The following is a 10,890-nucleotide window of genomic DNA, read 5'->3' as shown; positions in this document are numbered from 1 at the left end:
GCCCCAGCCGGAGCCGCCCCAGCCCCAGCCCCAGCTGCGGTTGAGACCGTCGAACTTGAAGGTGTCCTTGATCTGCATTCCGATCACTCTTTTCCCAGTCGATGCACGTCGCGTGCCGGACCGTCGTGCCATCCGGCGTGCGCTTGCACGCGACGCGAGGTGAATTCGAGTCGGGACCGCGAACCCTATTCCGGGCGGAAATCGATCTGGGCCCAGTGGATCGAACAGCCGCTCGGTGGGAGCTTTCAGGTTTGCGGCCCGTTCCGGAATTTCTCCCCCACGTCGGGTCACTTCGCGGGGCGAACCGGACTTCCCCAGTTCCCGGAGCCCTGCGGGCTCCGAGGTCATTCGCTTTCCTCGACGTGACCGCCTCCCACACTAAGCGGTCGTCAGGTGCAGGACAAGCTCACTCCGGCAATGCGGAGACGGGTTTTTTCGCCTTCCCGCACGAATCCGGGTATTAAGTCCCTGCTCTTTCGTCCGGCTTGTTTTCGCGTCGTGCGAATTGGGTAGCGGAAGATCTGATCGTTTATTGCGACGACCGCGACTTCACGCCTGCGGAGCAGTCCTGGAAGCATGTTGAACAATGGCGCGCGGATATGCCGGTGGAAGAATTTCCGAACCGGTCAGCTGCCGTGGAAAAGGTGCTGGAAGAAGGTCGTCAGCGAGGTGATCACGGTGCTGATCGCGCCGATCACCACTTCCCACGCGGCGTGGACGGCGGAGGCGGCGCCCACCGGATCGCGAACCAGCAAGTAGGCGCAGACGATGGCGACCAGCACCACGACCACGATCACCGGCTTGCGGTTCATCGGACCAGCCTCCCCGTCGTCGGACCACCCGCGCAGCGACGCCAAACCCTACCTGGCGCGGGCGCGCGAGGTCCGACCAGACTCCGCCACGGCGCGTCGCACCCGGGCCGAGCCTGGTCAACCGCGATTCGCCGTGCCAGGCTCGGGGCGACGACGTGGTCGAGGTCTTGGAGCGCCGATGAGCAGCCCGCAGTACCAGCACCTGCTGACCGAACAGGACGGTGCGACCGTCCGGATCACCATGAACCGCCCGAACCGGCGCAATTCGCTCTCGTCAGCGCACCTGGCCGAGCTCAAGCAGGCGTTCGAGGCGGCCGCCGAGACCAAGGCGACCGGGATCGTGCTGGCCGGCGCCGGTCCGGTGTTCAGCTCCGGGCACGACTTCGGCGACATGGCGGACCGCGACCTGGCCGGGATGCGCGAGATGCTGCGGCTGTGCGAGTCGTTGATGCGCACGATTCACGCCGTCCCGCAGGTGGTGATCGCCCGCGTGCACGCGCTGGCGATGGCGGCCGGGTGCCAGCTGGTCGCTTCGTGCGACCTCGCGGTGGCCGCCGAGTCCGCGGCGTTCGCGCTGCCCGGCGGCAAGGGCGGCTGGTTCTGCCACACCCCGGCGGTGCCGGTGGCCCGGTCGATCGGGCGCAAGCGGCTGATGGAGATGGCGCTGACCGGCGACCCGATCGACGCCGCGACGGCCGAGCGCTGGGGCCTGATCAACCGCGTGGTGCCGGACGCGGAACTGGACGCCGCGGTGGACGACCTGCTGGCGCGCGCCACGCGGGGGAGCAGGCAGGCGAAGGCCGTCGGCAAGCAGACCCTCTACGCCCAGCTGGACCGGCCCGAGGCCGATGCCTACGCGATCGCCACCGAGGTGATGGCGGGGACCTCGCAGTCCGCGGACGCCCGCGAGCAGACGCAGGCCTTCCTGGCCAAGCGCAAACCGACCTTCGAGGGCTGACCTGCTCTTTCACGGCCTGTCGACTGGTGGTCCCGGTGATCGGCTGCGAGGCTTGGCGCGTGCGTGAGAGCGGAAGATCGCCCAAGGCCGATGCGAAGTCGGTGCGCCGGTGGCGGCGCAGGCTGGCCGACGAGCGGGAGGAAGCCGAGGTCTACCGGGAGCTCGCCGCCCGCCGCACCGGCGAGGAACGCGAGATCCTGCTCGGCCTGGCCGAAGCGGAGGAGCGGCACGCCGCGCACTGGGAGGAGCTGCTCGGCGACGAGGCGGGGCCGAAGCAACGCGGCCGGTTCCGGATGCGCCTGCTGGTGTTCCTCGCCCGCCGGTTCGGTTCGGTCTTCGTGCTCGCCCTCGCCCAGCGCGCGGAGAGCCGTTCGCCGTACGAGTCCGATCGTGACGCGTCCCCGGCGATGGCCGCCGACGAGCAGATCCACGAGGAGGTCGTGCGCGCCCTCGCCGCTCGAGGCCGGGCCCGCGTGTCGGGAACCTTCCGCGCCGCGGTGTTCGGCGCGAACGACGGCTTGGTGAGCAACTTGGCGCTGGTGCTCGGTGTGATCGGCGGCAACGTCCCGACCCACACCGTCCTGCTGACCGGTTTGGCCGGTCTGCTCGCCGGCGCGCTGTCGATGGGCGCGGGGGAGTACATCTCGGTGCGCTCGCAGCGGGAGCTGCTGGCCGCGGCCTCGCCGAACCCGGAGACCCGCGCCGTGGTGCCCTACCTCGACGTCGACGCCAACGAGCTCGCACTGGTCTACCGGGCCAGGGGCATGTCCGAGGACGAGGCGCAGCGCCGCGCGGATGCCTTGCTGCGCGACCCGAAACCGGTGGTGCCGCAGGCCGACGAGAAGTCCGCCGACCACGAGATCGTCGGCACCGGGATCAACGCGGCCGTGTCCAGCTTCGTCTTCTTCGCCTCCGGCGCGCTGATCCCGGTCCTGCCGTTCCTCTTCGGCATGTCCGGCGGACCGGCGGTGCTGGTGGCGGTCGTGCTCGTCGGCCTCGCGCTGATGCTCACCGGCGCGACCGTCGGGGTGCTCTCCGGTGCTGCGCCGCTGCCCCGCGCGCTGCGGCAGCTCGGCATCGGTGCTGGTGCAGCGGCCGTCACCTACGTGCTCGGCCTGGTGTTCGGCGCGACCGTGGGTTGATCAGTCCGAAGTGGTCCCGTCGAGCTCGAACTCGGCGCGGCGACCGGGGACCGATTGTGCCCCGCGTGCGCGGTGGGGGAAGCTGACCGGGTGAGCAATGTGGAACAGGATCCGGCCGAACTGCGCTGCGGCGGCGTGGCGACCGCCGCCGAACCGGAGTCCGAACTGCTGGAGCCGCGCACCGTCCCGCTGGGCGGGCCGCGGGCGATGATGGTCGGGCGCACACTGCCCAACCGCGACCGGCGCATGGTCGGCGCCTGGTGCTTCGCCGACTTCTACGGCCCGGCCGACATCGCAGGCCAGCCGGGCATGCAGGTCCCGCCGCACCCGCACACCGGGCTGCAGACGGTCAGCTGGCTGCTGGAGGGCGAGGTACTGCACCGCGACAGCCTCGCCAACGAGCAGCTGGTGTGCCCGGGCGAGCTGAACCTGATGACCGCGGGCCGGGGCATCTCGCACTCCGAGGAGTCCCCGGCGGGCCACGGCCCGGTGCTGCACGGGGCGCAGCTGTGGGTCGCGCTGCCCGGGGAGCAGCGCGACGTCGCACCGCACTTCGAGCACCACGGCGACCTGCCGGTGCTGTCCACGGCGGACGGCTCGGTGACCGTGCTGATGGGCGCGCTCGACGAGGCGGTTTCACCGGCGCGCACCTACACGCCGCTGATGGGTGCCGAGGTCTCGATCAACGCAGGTCGGGCCATGCGACTGCCGCTGGAGGCCGATTTCGAGCACGCTGTGCTGGCGATGTCGGACGGGATCTCCGTCGACGGTCGGCCGGTCCGCGTCGGCGACATGCTCTACCTCGGACGAGGTCGCGAGCAGGTCGAGCTGCGCGCCGACGTGTCCGGGCGGGCGCTGCTGATGGGCGGTGTTCCGTTCGAGGAGCAGATCGTCATGTGGTGGAACTTCGTCGGCCGCTCCCACGAGGAAGTGGTCCGAGCGCGGGAGGACTGGGAGCAGGGGCGCGTTGCCGGCGCTTCGGACGGCCGCTTCGGCGTCGTGCACGGCTACCCCGAGCCCGCGCTGCCCGCCCCGGCGCTGCCCAACGCCGAGCTGCGCGCTCGCGGGCGGACCCGCAAGCCGAGCTGACCCGTGATCAGCATCTCCCGGATCGGCCGTATTAAGTTAGCCTAACCTTTGTTACTGTCCCGGGTGTCGTCCTGCTGCCTGGTTGAGGAGGGACGTGGCTGCCGACACCCTGGCCCCCTACGGGCCGAAGCGCGGTCGACCGCTCGGCTTGGACTGGGTGGCGGTGCACCGGGACCGGCTGCGCTTCGGCGCCGATCCCGATTCGCACCGGATCCCGGAACTGCTCCTCGACCGCACGGCCCGGGGCCTGCTGTCCGAGGTGCGGCGGTGCGCGGACGCGGTCACCGGGGAGCACCTGCCGGTTCCGGTCCACCCGTGGCAGTTCGACCACGTGCTGCCGGTGCGCTTCGCCGCCGAGCTGGCCACCGGGGTGCTGGTTCCGCTGATGCGCGGCATCGGCCGGTTCCGCCCCACCGCGTCGGCGCAGGTCCTGGCCGAGGTGGACGCCCGCTGCCGCGTCCGGCTGCCGCTGGACCTGCCGGACGAGCGCAACCCCGTTCTGCGGCAGCGGGTTTCACCGCCCGGCGCGCAGATCTGGTGCCGGTGGGGCGATCCGGACGATCGCGGTCGCGGTGACCAGCTGGGCGTGCAGGTGCTGGTCGACGCCGAACTCCCGGTGCCCGCGGCGGTGACCCCGCCGGGGTGACCGGCTGTCAACGGACGAGGTGCACGGTGTTGTCGTCCGGCGCGGGCACCTTGCCAACTTTCCTCGCGGTGCTCGGTGGTCGAGACTCGGTGATTCCGGCCGCGAGCGAGGGGAGACCCGGATGGCGGAGTTGGCCGATCTCTCGGCGGTGGACCTGGTTTCGGCCTACCGGTCGGGGGAGACCTCACCGGTGGAGGTCCTCGACGCCGTGCTGGAACGCGTCGAGACCTGCGAACCGAAGCTGTGCGCGACCTACGCGCTCGACGCCGACGCGGCGCGCGCCGAGGCCCTCGCCTCGCAGGAGCGCTGGCGCCGCGGTGCACCGGCGGGCCCGGTCGACGGCGTGCCGGTGACGGTCAAGGAGAACATCGCCACCAAGGGCACCCCGGTACCGCTGGGCACTGCGGCCACCGAGCTCGTCGCGGCGCGGAACGACGCACCAGCAGTCGCTCGGCTGCGCGAGAGCGGCGCCGTGATCTTCACCAAGACCACCATGCCCGACTACGGCATGCTGTCCTCCGGCGCGTCCAGCTTCCACCACCTGGCCCGGAATCCGTGGGATCTCAGCCGGACTCCGGGCGGGTCCAGCGCCGGGGCGGGCGCTGCCGCCGCAGCGGGTTACGGGCCGCTGCACGTGGGCACCGACATCGGCGGTTCGATCCGGCTGCCCGCCGGGTGGTGCGGGGTGGTCGGGCTCAAACCCAGCTTCGGCCGGATCCCGGTCGACCCGCCCTACGCCGGGCGCGTGATCGGGCCGATGACCCGCACGGTCACCGACACCGCGCTGCTGTCCTCGGTGTTGGCGGCACCGGATGCCCGCGACCACACGGCGCTGCCCCCGGCCGATCTCGACTGGCTGGCCCTGGACGGCGAGGTGCGCGGGCTGCGCATCGCCCTGCTCCTGGACCACCAGGTGGGTCTGCCCGTCGCCCCCGAGGTCACCGCGGCGGTCGTGGCCGCGGCGCACCTGCTCGAGTCGGCCGGTGCGTCGGTGGAGCCGATCGATCCGTTCCTGTCCCGCGAGATGCTCGACGGCATGGACCTGTTCTGGCGGTTCCGGTCCTGGACGGACATCTCGGCGCTGCCCGCCGAACGACGCGCGCGGGTCCTGCCGGGCATCGCGCAGTGGGCCACCAGCGCGCGCGACGCCACGGCCGCGCAGGTGTTCCACGGCTACAGCCAGATGGACGCGATCTCGGTGGCCGCCAACCGGGTCGTCCGCGACTTCGACCACGTGCTGTCGCCGGTCGCGCCGATCCCCGCGTTCCCGGCCGAGCAGGCGTACCCGACCGGCGACCCGCTGCGCGGCCTGGAGCACATCGCGTTCACCTTGCCCTACAACATGTCCGGGCAGCCCGCGGTGTCGGTCAACTGCGGCTGGACCGCGGACGGCCTGCCGATCGGCCTGCAGATCGCGGGGCGGCGCTTCGACGACCTCGGCGTGCTCCGCCTGGCCCGGGCCTACGAGCGGCTGCGCCCGGCGCAGCGGCCCTGGCCGCAGCTGTGATCAGCGCATGATCTCGGCGAAGCGGTCGACCCCGACGTTGCCGCCGGAGATCACCACGCCCACCCGAGGTGCGGTGATCCGCCCGGCGAGCAGCGCCGCGATGCCCACCGCACCGCTGGGTTCGACCACCAGCTTCAGCCGTTCGAAGGCCAGCCGCATCGCCGCGCGGATCTCGTCCTCGGAGACCACGGCGATCTCGTCGACCAGCCGCCGGTTGACGGAGAACGTCAGCTCACCGGGAACAGCGGCGGTCAGCCCGTCGGCGATGCTGCGCGGCACCGGGATCGTCACCCGCTCGCCGGCCGCGAGCGATTGCCTCGTGTCGTCGGCGGTTTCGGGTTCGACGCCGATCACGCGGATCTCCGGGTGCAGCGCCTTGGCCGCCGTGGAGCACCCGGCGATCAGCCCGCCGCCGCCGACCGGCACCACCAGCGCGTCCAGCGGTCCGGTCTCGGTCAGCAGCTCCAGCGCCGCGGTGCCCTGCCCGGCCATGATGTGCGCGTTCTCGTAGGGCGGGATCAGCGCGAGCCCGCGCTCACCGGCGAGCTTCCGGCCGAGTTCCTCGCGGTTCTCGGTGTAGCGGTCGAAGGTGATGACTTCCGCGCCGTAGCCGCGGGTGGCGTCGAGCTTCGCCGCAGGTGCGTCCGCGGGCATCAGGATCACCGCCTTCGCGCCGAGCAACCGGCACGCCAGGGCGACGGCCTGTGCGTGGTTGCCGGAGGAGTAGGCCACGACACCGCGCTGCAGCTGCTCCTGGTCCAGGCGGGAGATCGCGTTGTAGGCGCCGCGGAATTTGAACGCGCCCATCCGCTGGAAGTTCTCGCACTTGAGGAAGACCTCGGCGCCGACCAGCTCGTCCAGCGTGCTGGAGGTGAGCACCGGGGTGCGGTGCGCGATGCCCTCCAACCGGTCAGCCGCGTCTTCGACGTCCGCGAAGCTCACGATCTCGTCCACAGCGCTCCTCCCGTCGACTGCCGCTGATCGTAATCACCAGCTGCGCGGATCTCCGCCCCATCGCTGCGGAATCCCGGCGGTGGCCAGATCGATGGCCTGCTCGACGAGTTCGACCATCCGCCCCACTTCGCGGCTCGGATCGGCGCAGGTGGTCTCCAGTCCGATGCGGAACGCGCCCCACACCGCGCCGACGAGCACCCGGGGGCGCATGTCCTCGGCGAGGTCCAGGCCTTGCCGCTTCGCGATCTCGGCGGTCAGCCGTTCTTCGGTGCCAGCGGCCCGCCGGAGGTTGCCGGCGAGCAGCGCCGGGGTTTTGTTGATCAGGTGCTGGGTGCTCAGGAACCGCTGGACGCCGGAGTCGGCGGCGGATTCGCGGAGCACGTCCAGCAAGGCGTGCCGCAGCGAGATCAGCGGCGGTTCGTCGGCGGGCCGGGCGGCCAGGGCGTCCAGCACGAGTTCGTCGAACTCGACGCCCTTGGCCAGTGCGACGTCCTCCTTGCCGGCGAAGTAGCGGAAGAAGGTGCGCGACGAGACCTCCACGGCGGCGGCGATCTCGTCGATGGTGGTGGCTTCGTAGCCGTTGGCGAGGAACAGGTCCAAGCCAGCGTCGATCAGGGCCGCGCGGGTGCGCTGCTTCTTGCGGGCGCGTAGGCCACCCTGGTCGTTCGGGGAGTTCATGCGGTCCATTCTGCCATTTCGACAGGGCAAGACATAAGTCACCAGCCGCCAATTGGCAGTCGCTGACATTTTCGGTATGGTCGGCGGCGATCCCGTCTCGCAGAGGAGAACCGATGAGCAAGGGCCTGGAGATCCGCCTGGCGTCGCGCCCGAAGGGCTGGCCGACCCCGGACAACTTCGACGTCGTCGAGGTCGACGCGCCGCAGCCCGGCGACGGGCAGCTGCTGGTGCGCAACGTGGTGATGAGCGTCGACCCGTACATGCGGGGCCGGATGAACGAGGGCAAGTCCTACGTGCCGCCCTTCGAGGTCGGCAAGGCGATGCAGGGCGGCGCGGTGGGCGAGGTCGTCACCGCCAACGCCGAGGGCTTCCAGCCCGGCGACTTCGTGCTGCACGACCTCGGCTGGCGCGATTACGCCGTGGTCAACGCCAAGCGCGCCGTCAAGGTGGACCCGCAGGCGGCGCCGCTGAACGCCTACCTCTACGCCCTCGGCATGCCGGGCATGACCGCCTACGTGGGCCTGGTCGACGTGGCGAAGCAGAAGGAGGGCGACGTCGTGTTCGTCTCCGGTGCGGCGGGTGCGGTCGGCTCGCTGGTCGGGCAGATCGCCAAGCTGCGCGGCGCCGCCAAGGTGATCGGCAGCGCCGGGTCGGCGGAGAAGGTCCGCTACCTCACCGAAGAGGTCGGCTTCGACGCGGCGTTCAACTACCACGACGGTCCGGTCGTCGATCAGCTGCGCGCGGCCGCACCGGACGGCATCGACGTCTACTTCGACAACGTCGGCGGCGAACACCTGGAAGCGGCGATCGACGTGCTCAACGACTTCGGCCGGGTCGCCGAGTGCGGCATGATCTCGCAGTACAACAACACCAAGCCCGAGCCCGGACCGAACAACATGTTCAAGCTGGTCTCCAAGCGCCTGCGGCTCGAGGGCTTCATCGTCGGCGACCGCGCGCACCTCAAGGACCAGTTCTTCGCCGAGGTCGGCGGCTGGCTGCGCGACGGCAAGATCAGCTACCGGGAGACGGTGGTGGACGGCCTGCGCAACGCCCCGGACGCCTTCCTGGGCATGCTCCGCGGTGAGAACACCGGCAAGATGCTGGTGAAGATCGCCTGAGAGCCTGCTCTCGAACTCGTTCTCGCGACCGGATCACCGGCCGGCGATGAGCGCTTCGATCCCGTCGAGGATGCGTTCCAGGCCGAATTCGAAGGCGTGCTCGGGATCGTGCGCCGAGCCGTGCGCTTCGCCGGCGGCCGAACCCACGCGGGACGCGGTCGGGTAGCGCTGCGGGTCCATCAGCTGACCGAGCAGTGGCGCGTGCGCGTTCCACCACTGCTCGTCGGTCATCCCGCTGCGCTGCTCGGTCTGCGTCGCGTCCACCGCCCGGCGGGCCGCCGCCTCGGCGTGGCCGAGCACCAGGCTCAGCGTGGCGTCCACTTCGACGTCGGTGAGGCCGAGGCCGGTGAGCGCGGTGAGCTCGTAGTCGTATTTCGCGATGGCGTTCGGGCCCAGCACCGCGCGCCCGGTCGCGACCTGCAGCATCCACGGGTGCCGGTGGTAGAGCGCCCAGTTCTCCTGCGCGATCTGGGTGAGCCGGTCCCGCCAGCCGGTCGTGCCGGGTTCGGGGCGCGCCGTTTCGCCGTAGGCGGTGTCGAGCATGACGTCGATCAGCTCGGCCTTGCCCGGCACGTAGGTGTAGAGCGACATGGTGCCGACTCCCAGGTGGTCGGCCACCTTGCGCATGGACAGCGCCGCGAGCCCGTCCGCGTCGGCGATCTCGATCCCGGCCCGCACGATCCGGTCCACGCCCAGGTCGGAGCGCCCCCGGCGACCGCTGCTCGGCCCGTCCTGGGTCCGCCACAGCAGCGCCAGGCTGCGCACCGGATCGCCACCACCGCTGTACTCGGTCGCCATCGCACCCGCCTCCGTACTCCGTACGCCTGAATCGTAGGAGTGCGCGGCGGGGCTTCCGGCACGGCCCCCGCGGGCATCCGATGTGGACGGTGGTCAGTCGCCGGGGTGGCTGCGCAGCCAGTCGCCCCAGGTGATCCGGCCGCGCCGACCGTCCGGGCAGGTCATGTCGGTGGCGATGCGCCGCAACCGCCCAGGTGCGGGCACCTCGAAGACCTTGCGGTGCTTGTCGCGGACCTCCTGCCAGGTGCGCAGCGCATCGCCGAGCGTCAGCACCTCGGGGCCGCCGAAGTCCTCCCGCAGGCCGCCGGGTCCCTGGCCGATGCATTCGGCGAGGTACTCCGCGAAGTCCCGGACGTCGACCGGCTGCGTCGGCAGCGACGCGGGCAGCGGCAGGAACGGCATCCGCGCGGCGCGGTTGAACATCCGATCGAGCAGCCAGTGGAACTGGGTGGCCCGCACCGTGGACCAGGGCACGTCGGAGACGCTCACCAGCTCTTCGGCGGTGTGCTTCAACCGCAGGTACGGCAGGGCAGGCCGGTCCACGCCGACGATGGAGACGTACAGGAAGTGCCGCGCGCCGGCCGTCGCCGCTTCCTCCAGCAACCGGCTGGTGCCGTCGACGTCCACATCGGGCGGGCTGCGCCAGAAGTCGACCGGGTGCAGGAACCCGCGCTGCGCGGCGGGGGAGGAGGTGGCCGCGTGCACCACGGTCTGCGCACCGGCGAGCAGTTCGGGCACGCCCACACCGGTGGCCAGGTCGCCCTGCACCCACTCCACCTCGGGATCGGTGCCGGGGCGGCGGGTGAGGACCCGAACCTGGTGCTCGGGCTTGAGCAGGCGCACCAGTTCGCGCCCGAGGTGCCCGGTCCCGCCGGTGATCGCGATTACGTCCATGGCGACACCCCCTGGGATCGACTGTCCCACCGGCCGCCGCGGATCGCGACGTTTAACGGTTCAGGAGCGGCCCGGTGATGCCGTCGACGACCTCGCCGATGCGCGGCAGCAGCCGCGGGCGTTCGGGCTCGGAGCTGGACGGCGGTTGGGTCTCCGTCGGGGGCGCGGTTTCGGTCGGGGCCTCCGACGGCGGTTCGCTGGTCTCCACGGGGGAAGTGGTCTCGGTCGGCGCCGAGGTCACCGCGGGCGCCGACTCGGTCGTCGTCTCCACCGCTGTCTTGGGAGCCTCGGTGG

12 protein-coding genes are annotated in these 10,890 nt (G+C 71.3%); 7 read left to right on the top strand and 5 right to left on the bottom strand.

What is annotated here, in order from left to right; all coding sequences use genetic code 11:
• Window positions 1-626: 626 nt before the first annotated feature.
• Window positions 627-812, bottom strand: a complete 186-nt coding sequence (locus OU415_RS36820) for a hypothetical protein (protein ID WP_270954347.1) — start codon at window positions 810-812, stop codon at window positions 627-629.
• 178 nt (window positions 813-990) lie between these two features.
• Between OU415_RS36820 and OU415_RS36815 the strand changes: the two genes are divergently transcribed.
• The 5 genes from OU415_RS36815 (at window position 991) to OU415_RS36795 (ending at window position 6,154) form a co-directional block, all read left to right on the top strand.
• The gene (locus OU415_RS36815; RefSeq protein ID WP_270954346.1) at window positions 991-1,770 is read left to right on the top strand and encodes an enoyl-CoA hydratase-related protein; all 780 of its coding nucleotides are present in this window, start codon (window positions 991-993) and stop codon (window positions 1,768-1,770) included.
• Between the two features lie 59 nt (window positions 1,771-1,829).
• Window positions 1,830-2,912, top strand: a complete 1,083-nt coding sequence (locus OU415_RS36810; RefSeq protein WP_270954345.1) for a VIT1/CCC1 transporter family protein — start codon at window positions 1,830-1,832, stop codon at window positions 2,910-2,912.
• A gap of 90 nt (window positions 2,913-3,002) precedes the next feature.
• The gene (locus OU415_RS36805; RefSeq protein ID WP_270954344.1) at window positions 3,003-4,001 is read left to right on the top strand and encodes a pirin family protein; all 999 of its coding nucleotides are present in this window, start codon (window positions 3,003-3,005) and stop codon (window positions 3,999-4,001) included.
• Window positions 4,002-4,083: 82 nt separating this feature from the next.
• Complete coding sequence (locus tag OU415_RS36800; RefSeq protein WP_333779286.1) at window positions 4,084-4,647, top strand: IucA/IucC family protein; 564 nt, start codon at window positions 4,084-4,086, stop codon at window positions 4,645-4,647.
• A 121-nt stretch (window positions 4,648-4,768) separates the two neighbouring features.
• Entirely contained in the window at window positions 4,769-6,154 is a 1,386-nt protein-coding gene (locus tag OU415_RS36795) for an amidase (RefSeq protein ID WP_270954343.1), read from the top strand.
• Here OU415_RS36795 and OU415_RS36790 read toward each other — a convergent pair whose 3' ends face one another.
• Together OU415_RS36790 and OU415_RS36785 are read right to left on the bottom strand one after the other, a co-directional pair.
• The gene (locus OU415_RS36790) at window positions 6,155-7,099 is read right to left on the bottom strand and encodes a threo-3-hydroxy-L-aspartate ammonia-lyase (protein WP_408641989.1); all 945 of its coding nucleotides are present in this window, start codon (window positions 7,097-7,099) and stop codon (window positions 6,155-6,157) included.
• Window positions 7,100-7,141: 42 nt separating this feature from the next.
• Window positions 7,142-7,786, bottom strand: coding sequence for a TetR family transcriptional regulator (locus OU415_RS36785; RefSeq protein ID WP_270954341.1), 645 nt, complete (start codon window positions 7,784-7,786; stop codon window positions 7,142-7,144).
• 113 nt (window positions 7,787-7,899) lie between these two features.
• On the opposite strand from OU415_RS36785, the gene OU415_RS36780 reads away from it, so the two are divergent.
• Window positions 7,900-8,904: an NADP-dependent oxidoreductase gene (locus OU415_RS36780; protein WP_270954340.1), complete on the top strand. Its 1,005-nt coding sequence runs from the start codon at window positions 7,900-7,902 to the stop codon at window positions 8,902-8,904.
• Between the two features lie 33 nt (window positions 8,905-8,937).
• On the opposite strand, the gene OU415_RS36775 is transcribed toward OU415_RS36780, so the two are convergent.
• Together OU415_RS36775 and OU415_RS36770 are read right to left on the bottom strand one after the other, a co-directional pair.
• Window positions 8,938-9,702: a TetR/AcrR family transcriptional regulator gene (locus OU415_RS36775; RefSeq protein WP_270954338.1), complete on the bottom strand. Its 765-nt coding sequence runs from the start codon at window positions 9,700-9,702 to the stop codon at window positions 8,938-8,940.
• 93 nt (window positions 9,703-9,795) lie between these two features.
• Window positions 9,796-10,596: an SDR family oxidoreductase gene (locus OU415_RS36770; protein ID WP_270954337.1), complete on the bottom strand. Its 801-nt coding sequence runs from the start codon at window positions 10,594-10,596 to the stop codon at window positions 9,796-9,798.
• 74 nt (window positions 10,597-10,670) lie between these two features.
• Between OU415_RS36770 and OU415_RS36765 the strand changes: the two genes are divergently transcribed.
• A partial coding sequence (locus tag OU415_RS36765; protein WP_270954336.1) for a hypothetical protein occupies window positions 10,671-10,890 on the top strand: 220 nt, incomplete at its 3' end.

The organism is Saccharopolyspora oryzae, from assembly GCF_027853915.1.
Lineage (GTDB): Bacteria > Actinomycetota > Actinomycetes > Mycobacteriales > Pseudonocardiaceae > Saccharopolyspora > Saccharopolyspora oryzae.
This window is presented reverse-complemented; position numbering and strand designations above follow the sequence as displayed.

Excerpts from the sequence above, each read along its gene's own strand:
- OU415_RS36775 (WP_270954338.1), bottom strand. The coding sequence starts at position 9,702 with ATGGCGACCGAGTACAGCGGTGGTGGCGATCCGGTGCGCAGCCTGGCG.
- OU415_RS36815 (WP_270954346.1), top strand. The coding sequence starts at position 991 with ATGAGCAGCCCGCAGTACCAGCACCTGCTGACCGAACAGGACGGTGCG.
- OU415_RS36795 (WP_270954343.1), top strand. The coding sequence starts at position 4,769 with ATGGCGGAGTTGGCCGATCTCTCGGCGGTGGACCTGGTTTCGGCCTAC.
- OU415_RS36780 (WP_270954340.1), top strand. The coding sequence starts at position 7,900 with ATGAGCAAGGGCCTGGAGATCCGCCTGGCGTCGCGCCCGAAGGGCTGG.
- OU415_RS36820 (WP_270954347.1), bottom strand. The coding sequence starts at position 812 with ATGAACCGCAAGCCGGTGATCGTGGTCGTGGTGCTGGTCGCCATCGTC.
- OU415_RS36770 (WP_270954337.1), bottom strand. The coding sequence starts at position 10,596 with ATGGACGTAATCGCGATCACCGGCGGGACCGGGCACCTCGGGCGCGAA.
- OU415_RS36785 (WP_270954341.1), bottom strand. The coding sequence starts at position 7,786 with ATGAACTCCCCGAACGACCAGGGTGGCCTACGCGCCCGCAAGAAGCAG.